We start from the raw sequence: 15,253 nt of genomic DNA, 5'->3' as shown, positions 1-15,253 counted from the left end.
GTCAGCCTCCCTGCGAGACGACGCGGTGTTCGGCCCGCCGCCACACCAGCCGGGTCAGCGCGGCGAGCGAGACCACCCAGAAGAGCTGGACGGCGAGGTGGCGGGGCAGGTCGTCCACCGGGAGGCGGCCGACGTAGAACGAGAGCGGGACGCTGAGCGTCGCCTGGAACGGCAGCAGCGCGCTCATCGTCTGGAACCAGCCGGGGAAGTACCACAGCGCCGCGTACCCGCCCGACAGCAGGTTCTGCGCGAACTGGAGGATCTCGACCGCCGAGTCGTTGCGGACGGCCCAGAAGCACATCTGGTCGGTGAGCAGCACGAGGTAGTACAGCACCGACTGGCCGAGCAGGAACGTCACCGCGAACGCGCCCGCCGCGCCCGCCGAGGCGGGCGGGTCCATCACGCCCGCCAGCAGGCACACCACGTACCCGGCGGCCGCCCACGCGAACCCGTAGAGCTGGTCGCCGACCGCGCGCCGCAGGTAGTAGCGCCACGGCGCGAGCGGGCGCAGGAACCAGTAGACGATCGTCCCGAACTCGATCTGCTGGATCACCATGTCGCGGCCGATCCAGCGGTCGGTGTCGCGCAGCCGCAGCGCGAGGACGGCCAGCACGCCGTAGGCGACGGCCTGCCCCTCGTCCAGCCCGCCGCTGGTCTCGGTGTCGCTGTACAGGGCGTGCCACAGGCACACGACCAGGAACAGCTGGACGGACATCCGCGCCGCCGTGCCGGTGAGGCGGCTCGGCGACAGCAGCTCGCCGAGCGCGGTGATGCCCGCCGTGCTCCACCCCTCGCGCATGGCGCTCCACCCGGGACGCCGTGCCCGGCCGGCCGTGGAGACGCTCACGCGACCGTCTCCCCGTCCAGTTCTCCATCCAGTTCGCGGTCCGCGCGGTCGTCGAGGTAGGCGGCGCGCATCACGTCTTCGAGGTCGCTCTCCTGGATGTGGATGTCGGTGACCTCGTAGCGGTCGATGACGCGCTTGAGCGCCTGCGGCGGCGCGACCCCGTCGGTGCCGTCGGGCTCGAAGATGACGCGGGCGCCGTCCTGGCGCACGACCCGCAGGCCCGGCGGGCAGCGCCCGGTGGCTGGTTCGGTCTGGACGAGCGTCGCGTTCACCCGCCAGCCGCTGCCGAACCGGGTGCGGATCTCCGCGAGCGTGCCGTCCAGCACGATGTGGCCGTGGTTGATCAGGACGACGCGCTCGGCGAGCCGCTCCACCTCCGTCATGTCGTGGGTGGTGAGCAGCACGGTCTGGCCGCGCCGCTCGACCTGGTCGCGCAGCAGCAGCCGGACCTGCTCCTTGACCACGACGTCCATGCCGATGGTGGGCTCGTCCAGGAACACCACCGGCGGGTCGTGCAGCAGCGCGGCGGCGAGGTCGCAGCGGACGCGCTGGCCGAGCGAGAGGTGCCGGACGCGGGTGTCCCAGAAGCTCGACAGCTCCAGCAGGTCGTCGAACTCGCGCATCCGGGACCGGTAGTCGCCGTCGGCCACGCCGTAGATGTCGCGCAGGATCCGGAACGACTCGCGGGCGGGCAGGTCCCACCAGAGCTGGGTGCGCTGCCCGAACACGGCGCCGATGTTGCGGGCGTTGCGGACCCGCTCCCGGTAGGGGACGATCCCCATCACGCTCGCGCGCCCGGCCGACGGGGTCAGGATGCCGGTGAGCATCTTGATCGTGGTCGACTTCCCGGCGCCGTTCGGGCCGAGCAGCGCGAGCAGTTGGCCGTGCCCCACCGAGAACGACACGTCCGCGACCGCCGTCGTGGAGACCCGCTCGGGCGCGACGAGCGCGCGGAGCATGCCGAGCGCGCCGGGGCGGCGGCGGGCCGTCCGGAACGTCTTGACGAGCCCGCGCGCCTCGATCGCGAACTCCGACTCGCGTGCCGTCATCGCGCGCTCTCCGGGGTGCCGGCCTCGGTGCCGCCGCTTTCCGCCGGGACGGTGCGCAGGCGGTCGGCGAAGCGCTTGGCGAGTTCCCGCGCGGCGGCCTCGGGCACGGCCTCGGGACGGTAGGAGACGACCAGCGCCATGCCGCCGTGCTCGTCCGGCCACAGCTCGGCGTGCAGGTCGAGCGGCAGGCTCACGTAGGGCTGGCGGAGGAACGTGGTCCGCGCGCCGGTGAGCGCCAGCCGGGGGACGGCGTTGTCCTGGAGGGCGAACAGCGTCCGGTACAGGGGCGAGCCGTCGGCGGCCTCGGCCAGGCGGAGGACGTCGTCGAGCGGCACGTCCTGCGCCGCGAACGCGCGGGCGGCGACCCGCCCGGTCGCGGCGACCGCCGCCGGGCCGCCGCCGAGCGCGGCGCCGCGCAGCCGGACGCACAGCGTCGTGATGTGGCAGCCGACCGACCGCTCCAGGCCCCGGCCGTGCCGCTGGTCGACCGGGACGCCGACCGCGAGGTCGTCCTGCCCGGTGACCTCCGCGAGGCACGCGCCGTACAGGGCGAGCAGCGCGCCGAACCGGGTGGCCCCGGCCCCGGCGGCCAGGGCGTCCACCCCGGCGACGACGGCCGGGGACAGCGGAACCTCGATATGTCGGGGCTCCACCGGCGGCGTCTCCGTCGCGCCCGGCGGCCATCGCAGCGGCGGCACGTCGGTGAGTTCCGCGCGCAGGTGGTCGAGGTGGGCGGCGCGGTCGTCCTGCCGGAGGCGTTCGGCGTGCTCACGGTGGACGGCCGCCATCGAGGGCGCCTCCTCCAGCGGTCCGGCGGTGTTGTAGGCGGCGGACAGGTCGTGGGCGAGCACCGCCTCCGACCACCCGTCGAAGGCGATGTGGTGGACGGCGCATCCGAACAGCGTGCTCGCGCCGTCGCCGATGGGGACGAGCGCCGTCCGCCACACGTCGCCGTCCATGGGCTCCAGGCCCCGGGCCAGCTCCTTGCGTAGCGCCGTCGCGGCGGCCTCGGGCGTCGGCTGGGCGGGCAGCGCGGTCAGCGCGGGCGGCGGCACGTCCACCGGCCACGCCACCGGACGCGGGTCGGGGACGTAGGCGGCGCGCAGCGGCTCGTGCCGCCGGTGGACCTCGGCGATCGCGGCCTCCAGCGCGGCGCGGTCCGGCGCGCCCTCGATGAGCCAGGTGAGCAGGCAGTGCGCGGTCCGGTCGAAGGGGTCCACGAGGTGCCGGGTCAGGTACACCAGTTGCATGGACGTCAGCGGGGTCTCGGCGTCCATGTCCTCGGCGGTGTGCGTGTCGGCCTCCTGGGGCGTGGTGGTGTCGAGCCGGTGCGCGAGCGCGGCGGGCGTCGGGTCCCGGTAGAGCCAGGACACCGGGACGGGCCGGCCGAGCCGCGCGGTGAGCCGGGCGCAGACGCGTCCGGCGCCGAGCGAGTCGCCGCCGAGTTCGACGAACGGCACGTCCGCCGGAACGCCGTCGCGGCCGAGCACCTCGGCGAAGACCTCCGCGACCAGGCGGGCCGTCCCGGCGGGCGTGGGCGCGGGCGCGGGGGGCGCGGCGGGCGCGGGGGCCAGGGCCAGCAGCGCGGGTTCGTCGAGCTTGCCGCGCTCGGTCATGGGGAAGGCGGCGACGCTCACGAGGGCGCCGGGGCGCTGGTAGGGGACGAGGTCGTCCCGCAGCACCGCGAGCGCGCCGTCCAGCGGGTCGCCCGGGTCGGCGGGGACGCAGAACGCGACCAGGTCGCGGGCGGCGCCGGACGCGTCGCGGCGCGCGAGCACCCGGCAGGCGCGCACGGCCGGCAGCAGCCGCTCGACCTGCCGCTCGACCTCGGCGGGCTCGACCCGGTGGCCCCGGATCTTGACCTGCCGGTCGTCGCGTCCCCGGTAGTGGAGGAGGCCGCCGGCGTCCCAGGCGCCGAGGTCGCCCGTCCGGTAGACGCGCAGCGGCTCGCCGTCGATGCTCACGTGCGCGAACTTGGCGGCGGTGAGCTCGGCGTCACCGAGGTAGCCGAGCGCCAGGCCGTCGCCCGAGACGCAGATCTCGCCGACCTCGCCCACCGCGCAGGGGCGGGAGCCGTCCAGCACGTGGACGCCGGTGCCGGGGACGGGCCGTCCGATCGGGATGCCGCCGGGCCGCGCGCAGTCGGCCTCGGTGACGCGGTGGGTGGTGGCGAACACCGTGCTCTCGACCGGCCCGTAGCCGTTGATCAGCGTGGCGCGCGGGTGGCGCCGCAGGAACCGGCCGACGTGCCCGGTCGAGAGCCGCTCGCCGCCGATCATGACCTGGTGCAGCCCGTCGAACGCCTCCACGGCCTCGTCCACGATCATGTTGAAGAGGCTGCCGGTGAGCCAGACGGTGCGGACGCCGTGCGCCGACACCGCCTCGCGCAGCGACGCGGCGGACAGGTACGGCTCGTCCACGATCAGGCTGGCGCCGCCGTTGAGCAGCATCGACCACAGTTCGAGCGAGAACGCGTCCCACGACATCGGCGCGGCCAGCGGGACGACCGCGCCGGTGTCGAAGCGCGCGAACCCGCCCGCCTGGAACAGCCGGGCGGTCGCGCGGTGCGGGCTCACGACGCCCTTGGGCTCGCCGGTCGTCCCGGACGTGAAGAACACGCAGCACGGATCGGACCCGCCGACGGCGGCCGGATGGAACCCGGCGACGGGCGCGACCGCGCCGGCCGGGGGCGTCCAGACGGGGCGGCCGAGTCCCGTGCCCGTCCCGCGCCGCGCGACCACGACGGGCGAGCCGAGCTGCGCGGTCACCTCGCGCAGGCGGCGCTCGGGCCAGGCCGGGTCCAGCAGCGCGTAGGCGGCGCCCGCCTTCAGCACGGCGAGCAGCGCGACGACGAGTTCGGTGCTCCGCGGCAGCAGCACCGACACGCGGTCGCCGGGCGCGACGCCCGCCATCGCCAGCCGCGCGGCCCAGGCGTCGGCGGTGCGGTCCAGCTCCGCATACGTCATGGTGTTCCGGCCCGCGACCAGCGCGGTGGCGCCGGGACGGGCCGCGGCGAGCCGCGCGACCGTCTCGTGCAGGCCCTCGTCTCGCGCGGTGCACGGCGAACCCATGATCCAACTCACGTCTGGCTGCACCGGCTTCCCACTTCCTCCGAGCCGATCGGGGTCAGCAGATCCTTGCCAAGATTTCCAAAATCGTGCCATATATTGCCACCTATGGCAATGTAGGTGGGCGCAGGCCCGGCGGCGGAGTTGACACGCGCGGGCGGGTGAGGTCCGATGGCCGTCGCCCGGCCGCCCCGGCCGGGCCCCGACCGGAGAGGACGCTGATGGCCGCTGGCAAGATGCACGCCGACGAACTGGACATCGACGAGGCGCTCGTACGGCGGCTGCTCGCGGCGCGGTTCCCCGAGTGGGCGGGCCTGCCGATCGAGCGGTTCCCGTCCGCGGGCACCGTCAACGCCCTGTTCCGGCTGGGCGAGGACATGTCGGTGCGGCTGCCCCGCATCCCCGGCGGCGTCGAGGACGTGGAGAAGGAGCACCGCTGGATCTCCCGGCTCGCGCCGCACCTGCCCGTCCCGGTCCCGGTCGTGCTCGGCAAGGGCACGCCGACCGAGGAGTACCCGTGGCCGTGGTCCGTCCACCGCTGGCTGGACGGGGAGAACCCCGCCCCGGAGACGCTCACCGACCCCGTCGCGCTGGCCGGGGACCTCGCCGCGTTCATCACGGCGTTGCAGGCGATCGACACCGACGGCGGACCGCGGGCGGCGCGCACCCGTCCGCTGGTCACCCAGGACGAGGAGTGCCGCCACGCGCTCGCCGAACTCGACGGCCTGGTCGACATCCCGGCGGCCACCGCGGCGTGGGAGGCCACGCTGGAGGCGCCGAACTGGAGCGCGCCACCGGTCTGGGTGCACGCCGACCTGATGCCCGGCAACCTGCTGACCAGCGGCGGACGGCTCAGCGCGGTGATCGACTTCGCCACCACCGGGATCGGCGACCCCGCCTGCGACATGATCGTCGCCTGGTACCTGCTGCCCGCGCACGCGCGCGAGGCGTTCCGCGCGGCCCTCGGCGTGGACGACGCGACCTGGACGCGCGGCCGCGGCTGGGCGCTGTCGATGGCGCTGATCCAGCTCCCCTACTACAAGGACACCAACCCCGCGATCGCCGCGCAGGCGCGGCACGTGATCGGCGAGGTCCTCGCCGAGCGCACCCACGACCTGTCCGCCTCCTGACCCCCCGCCCCGACCGCCCCGACCACCCCGTCCCTCATGGCGCACGGCTACTCGCCCGTCTCGTACAGGCGTGACCAGTTGGCGCGGCCGGTGAGCTCGGGGAGCGCCTCGAAGTAGCGGCGCCGCGCGTCCCGCGCCGTCCGGCTGAAGCGCAGCAGCGTCCGCGCGGCCCGGACCCCGAGCTCGACGGTCGCGTCCTGGTCGTGGCTGCGGACGCGGACGCCCTCCTGCGACGCGTCGGTGACGACCGCCGTCCGGAACCGGGCGACGTGCCACCAGTGCGCCTCGTCGTGCGCGACCTCCCCGAGCCGGAAGCGGTGCCGCCCGCGCAGCCGCGCGGCGGCGAGCCCGAGCGCGGCGGCGGCGGGCAGCAGCGGCGGGCGGCCGGGGGTGACGATCTCCAGCCGGTCGGACGGCGCGCCCGGCGCGGCCGTCGCGGGGTGCCGCCGCGTCTCGGGGTAGCGGGACCGCATCCGCGCGATCTCCTGGAGGCGTTCGGCGCCGCCGTCGTACAGGTCGTCCGGGCCGTCGAGGAAGTCCTCGACCGCGCTGAGGATCGTGGCGGCGAGCCCGTAGCGCATGTCCAGGATGCACTGGGCGATCTCGGTGCCGAGCCGCCGTGTGAGCGCGCCGACGGGGAACCTTCCGTGCAGCGCCGCGACGATCAGGTAGTTGCGCCGGATGAAGTAGGTCTTGACGTCGTCCAGGTCCTTCATCGAGAAGTCGGTGTGCCAGACGGCCGCGCCCGGCAGGATGATCGTCGGGATGCCGTTCTTGCGGGCGCGCGCGCACAGGTCGGCGTCTTCGCCCTGCCCCCAGACGGGCAGCATGTACCCGACGCGTTCGACCAGCTCGATCGGCATCAGGCAGGCCCACCAGGCGGTGTAGCCGGCGTCCAGGCGGCGCTCCTGGAGCGGCGGGCGCCCGGTCGCCGGGTCCGGGGTGAGCAGGTCGGCGTCGTGGTAGGCGTGCGGCATCGGCTTGCCGGGCTGGATGCCGTCGATGTCGGTGCGCTGCGCGTCGGCGAGCAGCACGGTCGGATGGAAGATGTTGATCATCTGCCCGCCGACGATCATCGGCCGGGTGACATGGTCGCCGAACGCGGTCAGCCGGACGACCACCTCGGGTTCAAGCAGGATGTCGTCGTCCAGGAACATGACGTTCGCGTTCTCGCTGGCATGCCGCGCCACCTCGTACAGGCCCCGGTTGCAGCCGCCCGACGAGCCGAGGTTGGGCTGCGGGGTGTGCTGGAGGCGGTCGCCGAAGTCGGCCGCGATCTCCTCGTACCAGTCCTGCCCGGTGACGTGGTCGCCGTGGTCGACGATGTAGATCCGCTCCAGCCGGGCGCGGGCGACGTCGTCGGCGGCGAGGGCCCGCAGCAGGTCGCGGCAGTAGTCGGGGCGGTTGTAGGTCGCGAACGCCAGCGAGGTCGGACGCCGCGACGCGGGCGCCGCGACCGTCCACCGGACGTCCTCGACGGTGAGGCGCCGCCCGTCCGCCGCCGCCTCCAGCTCGACCCAGATCGCGCCGCCGTCGGCGTACAGGTCCAGCGGCGCCGCGAGCACGACCCGCTCCCGGTCGGCGTCGCGGACGGTGCGCGCCGCCACGACGCGGGCCGGGCCGTTGACGTCGGATGCGGCGGCCGCCAGCCGTCCGGTGCCGGTGACGGTCAGCTCGACGCGGACCTCGCGGGCTTCTGTCCAGCGCTGCCAGTAGGTCGCGGGGAACCGGCCGAAGAAGGCGTTCCCGGAGGCCTTCGCCCCGGGCGCGAGCGTGAGCCGGGTGCGGCTCCGGGTCACGGCGCCGGTCGCCGCCGCGTAGAGGTCGTCGCTCACGGTCTCGTCGGGGCCCGTGAAGTGCCAGCGCCCGGCGAGCGTCCGCGCGGCCGCGTCCTGCGCGCCCTCGGCGGCGGAGGTGTCGGCGTCGGCGTCGGCGTCGGTCGGGTCGTGCCGGATCAGGTCGTCGCGCGTCTGCGGCATGCCACTCTCCCAAGGTGTCACCGGCCTCGCGTTCCCGATTCTGTGCGTCCGGCGGTCGGCAAGACGAGGAAAGAGAGTGTCAAGTTGATGCCGTGGCAGGAGGCTGTCACGGCCCGTCCCGCCGGGCGGCGCGGCGTCTGTGACACTGGCCGGAGTCCGTCCCCCGCGATCTATGGTGATATCGCCGCCCAGATGGCATTATATTGCCAAAGTTTGGCAACTCGCCGATCCGGCAAGGAGCGCAGATGGCCGACCTGAAGATCAGCGTCGTGATCCCCTACAAGCAGCGGCTGGACAACATCCGATCGGTGCTCGGCTCGCTGGCCGACCAGACCATGGACGCGGACGAGTTCGAGGTCGTCGTCGGCGCCATGGAGTACAGCGAGGAGTACGTCGCGGCCTGCCGCGAGTTCACCGGGAGCCTGAACCTCGTCTCGGTGCTGTCGGACGACGAGTGGAACGTCGCCCAGGCGCGCAACCTCGCGATCCGGCAGGCGACCGGGCGGGTCATCATGCTGCTCGACGCCGACATGGTGCTCCCCCCGCAGGTGCTCGACACCCTCTACGACGGGTATTTCGCCGGGCACCGGAACGTCTGCGTCCTCGGGAAGGCCCTCGGCTACAGCTGCGTCGTGGAGCACGCGCCGAACGGCACCGAGCTGACGATGTCCGGCCAGGACAACAGCGGCGTGCTCGCCTACGGCGGCCACCGCGCGCTCCTGGACGACCTGGAGCAGGCGGGCGAGGTGTGGGCCGACGACCGCAAGGTCCTGGAGTCGGTCCCGCTGCCCTGGTCGCTGGTCTGGACGGGCCTCGTCGCGCTGCCCGCCGAGACCGTCCGCCGGCACGACCTGATGTTCGACGAGAACTTCCGCGGCTGGGGCTCGGAGGACCAGGAGTGGGGGTATCGCGTCTACGCGACCGGCACCCCGCTCGTGCTCGGCGACGACGTGTACGGCATGCACCTGCCGCACGACCGCGACGCCGCCACCGACCAGGAGTCCTACCGCGCCAACAGCCGCTACTTCCTCACCAAGTGGCCGACCCTCGACGTCGAGATCACCCGCGCCTACGGCTGGGAGGACGGCAACCGCCTCTACCCGGAGGTGCGCGACGAGGTCGCCGCCGCCGTCTCCGGGCACGGCCGCACGCTCGGCGTCGTGCGCGGCAAGGCCGAGGGCACCGACCTGCTCGTGGTCGGCGCCGAGATCGACTCCCGGACCCGCGTCCCGGCGCCGGACGTCTCGGACCTGTTCGACGACGCCGACTCCCTCGACGTGCTGCCGCTGCTCGGGCTCGCGCTCCCCTTCGGCGACGGCGACCTCGGCGAGTGCCGCGTGCTGCCGTCCGTGCTGGGGCTGGGCGAGCGCCACCGGGACACCGTGCTGGCCGAAGCCGGACGCGTGTCCGCGGGCGCGGTGGCGTCGCCGCTGGAGACCGCCTGACGGGTATGTACCGGGGGCGGGTGCGCGCGGCCCCGGCCGCCGCGCGCCCGCCCGTCCCGTTCCCGCCCCCTTCCACCCCTTGTCCCCCCGCTTCGTCTCCGGTCCTCGACCGCCGCGCCCGAACGAAGGAGAGTCCCCATGCTGTACGCCGGTGTCGCCTGGCACTCCAGTGGTTACGAGGTCGTGTTCAGCCGCGACGCCGGTTCCGGGGGCGCGCCCGTCCCGTCCGCGCGGTTCGGGCCGAGCGAGCGCGACGCCCTCGTCGCGCACCTGCGGAGCGTCGCCGACCACGCCGACGACGAGCTGGTCAGCGTCGTGGACAGCACCAACGGCATCATCGACGGCCTGCTGATGGCCGTCGGGCTGCGTGTGCACCGCGCGGACCCGTGGTCGCTGCCGGAGCGTCCCGTCCTCGGCTCGGTGGGCGCCGCCGACCTCGCCGAGGCCGCCCGCCGCGACCTCGCCCGGTTGGACCGGCTCACCATCGACGACGGGACGCTCACCGGACGCGTCACCGAGCAGCTCGCCACGATGAAGAGGAGCGCGGCGGCCGAGGCGCCGCTGCGCGCGGCGGGACGCTGGTTCACCCACGGCGCCCGCGACGAGCGGGTGGTCGCGCTGACCTTCGACGACGGCCCGCAGCCGCCCTACACCGGCCAGGTCCTCGACATCCTCGACCACTACGGCGTGCCCGCCACGTTCTTCTGCGTCGGGCTCAACGCGCTGGAACGGTCGAAGGACACCGACCGGATGATGGCCGCCGGCCACACGGTCGCCAACCACACCTGGTCGCACGCCTACCTGCCCGACCTCACCCGCGACCAGCTCCGCGAGCAGCTCGCGCGGACGTTCGAGGTGCTGCCGCGCATCGACGGCGAACCCGTCCGCTACTTCCGCCCGCCCTACGGCTCGCGGTCGCCGGAGGTCGTCGGCTGGCTCGGCGAGGAGGACGTGACGACCGTGACCTGGGACGTCGACGCCGAGGACTGGACGCTGCCGAGCCCGGAGAAGATCGCCGCCGACGTGCTGCGCAAGACCGAGCCCGGCTCGGTGATCCTGCTGCACGACGGCGGCGGCGACCGCTCCCGGACCGTCGCCTCCGTCCCGCTGGTCATCGAGGGGCTCCAGGAGCGCGGGTACCGGTTCGTCCTGCTGGACGAGCTGAAGCCCGCCATCTGAGCCGCCGTCCTCCTGAGGGGGGGCGCGGCGCCCCCTCAGGAGGTCTCCGGGCTAGTCCGGCGGGAAGAGCTCGTCGAGGAAGGGGTTGCGGAACGTGCCGTCCGGGTCGCGGTCGCGCAGCAGCGCCGCGAACCGGTCCGCGCGCGGGTAGAGGGCGGCGATCTCCTTCCCGGTCATCGCGGTCAGCTTGCCCCAGTGCGGCCGGGCGCCCAGCGGGACGAGCCGGTCCTCGACGGCGGCCAGCACCGGCGCCACGGCCGCCGCGTCCCGGACCCAGGTGAAGTGCAGCGTGACCGAGTCGCGGCCGAACGCGGGGCTCAGCCACATCCCGTCCGCCCGGACGGTCCGGACCTCCGCGATGTGCAGCACCGGCCCCAGCAGGTCGGCGAGGCCGCGCAGCGCGGCGAACGCGGACGCGGCGGCCTCGCGCGGCAGGAAGTACTCCGACTGCAACTCCTCCCCCGCGCCCGGCACCACGCCGGGACGGAAGTGCGGCAGCCGCTCGTGCCACGGCCCGGCGAGCCCCAACTGCCCGGTGCACGACTCGGTCGGCATCCCGGGCACCATGTGGACGGGCGCGTCCGCCGCCAGCCCGCCCTCCCAGCCGCTGCCCGGCCGGTCGGCGCGGTGCTTGAGCCACACCGAGGCGTCGGGATCGCGCCAGTCGGTGAACACGCTGACGCTGTAGGCGGCGCCCGACACCTCCTCGAACCGCGCGGCCACCTCGTCCAGCGGCACGGCCAGCAGGACGCGCTGGGCCACCTCGAACTCCGGCTCGACGTCCAGCGTGATCCGGGTGACGACGCCGAGCGCGCCGAGCGCGACGACCGCGCCCGGGAACACGCCGGGGTCGGCGTCCCGGCTCAGCTCGACCAGGTCGCCGCCCGGCCCGACGAGCTGGAGCGCCGACACCGACGAGGCGAGGACGCGCAGCGCGTTCCCCGACCCGTGCGTCGCGGTCGCGCAGGACCCGGCGACCGAGATGTGCGGCAGCGACGCCATGTTCGGCAGCGCGAGCCCGGCCCGGTGCAGCGCGGCGGCGACATCGGCGTAGGGCAGCCCGGCCGACACCGCCGCGGTCCCGGTCGACGGGTCGATCTCGATCGCGCGGGGCAGGCCGTCCACCCGGACGAGGTCGCCGGTGGTGTCGGCGACCGCGCTGAAGGAGTGCCCGCTGCCGAGCGCCTTGACGCGGGCCGCGCCCGCGACGATCCGGCGCAGCTCGTCCAGGGACGCCGGGCGGTGCACCCGCGCGGCCTGGAACACGACGTTGCCCGCCCAGTTCGCGGCGGGACGCGTGGTCAGCACGCCGCCACCCCCTCGGGGGCCGTCGTCATGTCCTCCACGGACACGAACGTGTAGTCGTCGGCGAGCAGCCCCTCGATGATCGGGGCCAGCGCGCCGACGGTCTGCGAGCGGTCGCCGCCGCCGTCGTGCAGCAGGATGATCGAGCCGGGCCGCGTCCCCGCCAGCACCGTCCGCGCGATCACGTCCGCGCCGGGCATCGACCAGTCGTCGGGCTCGACGTCCCACAGCACGACCGTCGGGTCCATCTCCTCCAGCCAGTCGAGCACCCGCGGGGTCCGCGACCCGTAGGGCGGGCGGAACAGCGTCGGCGCCGCCCCGCCGGACGCCCCGGCGACGGCCTCGTTGGTCCGGTCGATCTGCTCGGCGAGCTGCGGACGGGTCAGCTCCGGCAGGAACGGGTGCGACCAGGTGTGGTTGGCCACCGTGTGCCCCTGCTCGCGCATGCGCGCGACCTCCTCCGCCCCCGCCTCGACGTTGATGCCGACGCAGAAGAAGGTCGCGGGGACGCCGTAGCGCTCCAGCACGTCCATGACCTGGCCGGTGTAGGGCGGCAGCGGGCCGTCGTCGAAGGTCAGCGCGACCTCGCGGCGGGAGCGGTCGCCGTGGCCGAGGCAGCGTCCGGCGCCGGTCAGCGCGGCGGTGCGGTCGGCGCTCGCCGCGATGTCGGCCAGGAGGACGTCCTCGCGCCCGGTCTGCGTGCCCGACGTCCGCTCCAGCCGGGCCAGCGCCGACAGGTCGCGCGCCGCCGCGCGGGCCAGCGCGCCCGCCGAAACGGACCCGAACACGGGACGTTCGGGCAGCGCGGGCGGGTCGGCCCGGTACATCTCCAGGCCCGCCGCCATCATGCGGCCGTCCAGCACGCCGTTCGTGCTGTCCACGACCGTGGCCATGGCCGGGTCGGCGTGCGCGCGGCCGGTCTCGCGCAGGAAGCCGATCATGTCGTCCACCCGGTCCGCGCCGAAGCGCGCCGGGGGCGCCACCCGCCTGCCCTCCCGGTCCACCACCTCGACCTCGTAGCCGGTGGCTCCCCAGGACACTCCCGAGTACAGCATCCAGTTCCTCCCTCAACAGATGGTCGGGCGACAGGGGCCGGTCACACCGGCCGGACGTACTCCTCGAAGTGGCGCTCGGCGAACAGCTCCGGCCGGCGGCCCCGGTCGAGCCGCAGGTCCCGGCCGCGCCGCAGCATGTGGCGCCAGAACGGCTTGACCGGCGGCCAGCGGCGGCCCACCTGGCAGTAGGAGCCGTCGACCAGGTAGCGGGGCTGGTCGCCCTGGCGCGGGTTCGGGCGCCGGGCGTGGAACAGCGCGGAGTGCAGCACCACGGTCGAGCCGGGGGGCAGCCGGTCGATCACGACCTCGCCCGGAAGCTCGGCGGTGCCGTGGGCGGCGCGCGCGTTCTTGGCCGCCACCTCGTACTGCGACCCGGGCAGCACCGCGAGCGGCGCCGTGCCCGCGTCGATGCCGTCCAGGTAGTGCAGCGTGTGGATCATGGTGTGGGTGCGCTCGGCCTGCGGGTTCTGCTCGTAGTCGTGGTGCCAGCTCTTGCCCGGGAGCCCGGGGTCCTGCCGGTGCGAGTGCATGTGGTGGAAGACGAACTCGGGCCCCATGAGCTGGGCGAGGACGTCCATCAGCGGCGGGTGGCCGACGAGTTCGCCGTGCGCCGCGAGCTCGATCTCCATGACCGGCGGCGGGCCCTGCGCGCCGGGATCGACGCAGCTTTGTATGGATCTGTCCCGCAGGCCCTCGTCCACCCAGCGGTCGGCCTCGGGCTTCAGGCGTTCGACCAGGTCACCGGGCAGGAAGGCGGGAAGGACGAGGTAACCGAGCCGGGTGAACCGGTCGATCTGGGCGGCCTCCAGGGGAAAGGGCCGCTCCGGGGCGAATGAGGTTCGCGAGGTCATGCCGGGGCCTCCGCTCCGCGTCGAGATGCGCGTGCTGCCACGCGCCCGCGGCGGCGCGCGCGCAGGCGCGCCGCCGCACGCGTCGATGTGATGGCGTGGATGGGGTGGCGTGGTGGGGTGGCATAGGTGTCGGAGTCGGTGGGGGCCCCCGGAGCTTCTGGCAACCGATGTTGGCACAGAGTTGCCTAACTTGGCAAGAAGGTGCCAACGACCCGTTCCGTCCAAGCGGGACACGCGGGGGCGTCACCGGTCGGCCGGGTCCGGGCAGCGCGGAAGGCCGGCGGCTCGTCAGCCGCCGGCCTTCGTGGATCCCTACTCGTGGCCGCTCAGGGCCAGTCGATCTCCGGACCGTCCATGGGCATCGCCCTCTCACGGGTGAGGCAGTCGTGCCGTCCGGCCTTGCGCCTGGGCGACGGGCACGCCGGGGCGGGCGGCGACCCGGCCCCGGTCGGCGCCGGAGCCGTCTGAGGCGCCTGCGCCGGGGGCGCCTGCGCCGGGGGCGCCTGCGCGGGTGCCGGCCTCCTGACCAGCGACACCGCCGGACGTCCGCCCTCCCGTTCGGCGACGCCGGGCACGGGGATCGCGCCGGCGAGGCCGAGGCCGAGCAGCAGGCAGCCGAGGACGTCGTCGGCCACGGGTCCGTCATGCGCGGTCATCGCCACCCCCAGGCCGGCCGCCGCTCCCAAGCCGACCGCCGGGGCCACGAGCGGCACCGGGGAACCCGACTCCCGGCCCTGGACGCGGGGACGGACCCGGGACGGCGCGGGAGCGCCCGCGGCACCGGCGAGGAGCAGGCCGAGGCGGAGCACGGGCAGGCAGGGGACCGGAAGCGGGAGCCGCGCGCCCGCCGTGCCCGTGCGCGCCCCGGCGCACCGCATTGCGCGCGGCGCGGGTGGGAGTCGCTTTCCGCTAATCCGCTCCACGGCCGCCGCCTGGGTGCGCAGGGAAGCGTCGAGAGCGCCGCATGCGCCACAGAAAAGGACAAGTACGGCGAAATCCCATACCCCCTGATGAACGAGGCCCCCGAGCGGCAGAGCACATCCGCCAAGGACCAGCGCCGTGCGTGCCGCGCCCGGACCCGTCCGGGACGCGAACACCGCCGGAACCGGCGTCGACGCGCGGAAACAGGCCACCGCACCGCCGGTAAAGTGCGCCATCGAGCGTCCGCGGCCGACGCGCGCCGGGGGCGCCGACCCGGTACCGGGCGCCGCCCAGGACGCCACCGCGCCGCCCCGCGCCGCCCGCGTCGCCGCCGCTGAGCGCCGGGTGCGCCGTCCCGCGACCCCGGCCCGCGGCCCCCTCACGAGCGGGCGCCTTTCCCGGCGAGCCGCATCGGATTCTCCGC

11 protein-coding genes are annotated in these 15,253 nt (G+C 74.7%); 3 read left to right on the top strand and 8 right to left on the bottom strand.

Features of this window, described 5'->3' with window-relative positions; all coding sequences use genetic code 11:
• Position 1 precedes the first annotated feature (1 nt).
• Genes GNZ18_RS09370 through GNZ18_RS09360 form a run of 3 tightly spaced genes read right to left on the bottom strand, consistent with a single transcriptional unit; the run spans position 2 to position 4,967 of the window.
• On the bottom strand, positions 2-847 hold the full coding sequence (locus tag GNZ18_RS09370) for an ABC transporter permease (RefSeq protein WP_214618548.1): 846 nt from the start codon (positions 845-847) through the stop codon (positions 2-4).
• The gene (locus GNZ18_RS09365; RefSeq protein ID WP_156215858.1) at positions 844-1,896 is read right to left on the bottom strand and encodes an ABC transporter ATP-binding protein; all 1,053 of its coding nucleotides are present in this window, start codon (positions 1,894-1,896) and stop codon (positions 844-846) included. Before GNZ18_RS09365 ends, GNZ18_RS09370 begins: the two co-directional genes overlap by 4 nt.
• On the bottom strand, positions 1,893-4,967 hold the full coding sequence (locus GNZ18_RS09360) for a non-ribosomal peptide synthetase (protein ID WP_156216230.1): 3,075 nt from the start codon (positions 4,965-4,967) through the stop codon (positions 1,893-1,895). Before GNZ18_RS09360 ends, GNZ18_RS09365 begins: the two co-directional genes overlap by 4 nt.
• Before the next feature lie 218 nt (positions 4,968-5,185).
• Between GNZ18_RS09360 and GNZ18_RS09355 the strand changes: the two genes are divergently transcribed.
• A complete protein-coding gene (locus GNZ18_RS09355) occupies positions 5,186-6,094 on the top strand; it encodes an aminoglycoside phosphotransferase family protein (RefSeq protein WP_156215857.1) in 909 nt (302 codons plus the stop codon).
• 47 nt (positions 6,095-6,141) lie between these two features.
• Here the strand turns inward: GNZ18_RS09355 and GNZ18_RS09350 are convergent, their stop codons facing one another.
• Positions 6,142-8,073 (bottom strand): glycosyltransferase, encoded by a 1,932-nt coding sequence (locus tag GNZ18_RS09350; protein ID WP_156215856.1) that lies wholly within the window; start codon positions 8,071-8,073, stop codon positions 6,142-6,144.
• A gap of 245 nt (positions 8,074-8,318) precedes the next feature.
• On the opposite strand from GNZ18_RS09350, the gene GNZ18_RS09345 reads away from it, so the two are divergent.
• Positions 8,319-9,518 (top strand): glycosyltransferase family 2 protein, encoded by a 1,200-nt coding sequence (locus GNZ18_RS09345; protein WP_156215855.1) that lies wholly within the window; start codon positions 8,319-8,321, stop codon positions 9,516-9,518.
• 138 nt (positions 9,519-9,656) lie between these two features.
• Entirely contained in the window at positions 9,657-10,697 is a 1,041-nt protein-coding gene (locus GNZ18_RS09340; RefSeq protein WP_156215854.1) for a polysaccharide deacetylase family protein, read from the top strand.
• Positions 10,698-10,748: 51 nt separating this feature from the next.
• Here the strand turns inward: GNZ18_RS09340 and GNZ18_RS09335 are convergent, their stop codons facing one another.
• From GNZ18_RS09335 to GNZ18_RS09320, 4 genes are all read right to left on the bottom strand, one after another.
• A complete protein-coding gene (locus GNZ18_RS09335) occupies positions 10,749-12,005 on the bottom strand; it encodes an FAD-binding protein (RefSeq protein ID WP_214618541.1) in 1,257 nt (418 codons plus the stop codon).
• The gene (locus tag GNZ18_RS09330; RefSeq protein ID WP_156215853.1) at positions 11,999-13,057 is read right to left on the bottom strand and encodes a polysaccharide deacetylase family protein; all 1,059 of its coding nucleotides are present in this window, start codon (positions 13,055-13,057) and stop codon (positions 11,999-12,001) included. The genes GNZ18_RS09335 and GNZ18_RS09330 overlap by 7 nt, the downstream gene beginning before the upstream one ends.
• 41 nt (positions 13,058-13,098) lie before the next feature.
• Positions 13,099-13,908, bottom strand: a complete 810-nt coding sequence (locus GNZ18_RS09325; RefSeq protein ID WP_156215852.1) for a phytanoyl-CoA dioxygenase family protein — start codon at positions 13,906-13,908, stop codon at positions 13,099-13,101.
• A gap of 326 nt (positions 13,909-14,234) precedes the next feature.
• A complete protein-coding gene (locus GNZ18_RS09320; protein WP_156215851.1) occupies positions 14,235-14,717 on the bottom strand; it encodes a hypothetical protein in 483 nt (160 codons plus the stop codon).
• Between the last annotated feature and the right edge of the window lie 536 nt (positions 14,718-15,253).

The organism is Actinomadura litoris (assembly GCF_009733595.1).
GTDB lineage: Bacteria > Actinomycetota > Actinomycetes > Streptosporangiales > Streptosporangiaceae > Spirillospora > Spirillospora litoris.
This window is presented reverse-complemented; position numbering and strand designations above follow the sequence as displayed.

Coding starts and splice junctions, on each gene's coding strand:
- GNZ18_RS09345 (WP_156215855.1), top strand. CDS start 8,319: ATGGCCGACCTGAAGATCAGCGTCGTGATCCCCTACAAGCAGCGGCTG.
- GNZ18_RS09355 (WP_156215857.1), top strand. CDS start 5,186: ATGGCCGCTGGCAAGATGCACGCCGACGAACTGGACATCGACGAGGCG.
- GNZ18_RS09350 (WP_156215856.1), bottom strand. CDS start 8,073: ATGCCGCAGACGCGCGACGACCTGATCCGGCACGACCCGACCGACGCC.
- GNZ18_RS09365 (WP_156215858.1), bottom strand. CDS start 1,896: ATGACGGCACGCGAGTCGGAGTTCGCGATCGAGGCGCGCGGGCTCGTC.
- GNZ18_RS09360 (WP_156216230.1), bottom strand. CDS start 4,967: ATGGGTTCGCCGTGCACCGCGCGAGACGAGGGCCTGCACGAGACGGTC.
- GNZ18_RS09340 (WP_156215854.1), top strand. CDS start 9,657: ATGCTGTACGCCGGTGTCGCCTGGCACTCCAGTGGTTACGAGGTCGTG.
- GNZ18_RS09330 (WP_156215853.1), bottom strand. CDS start 13,057: ATGCTGTACTCGGGAGTGTCCTGGGGAGCCACCGGCTACGAGGTCGAG.
- GNZ18_RS09325 (WP_156215852.1), bottom strand. CDS start 13,908: ATGACCTCGCGAACCTCATTCGCCCCGGAGCGGCCCTTTCCCCTGGAG.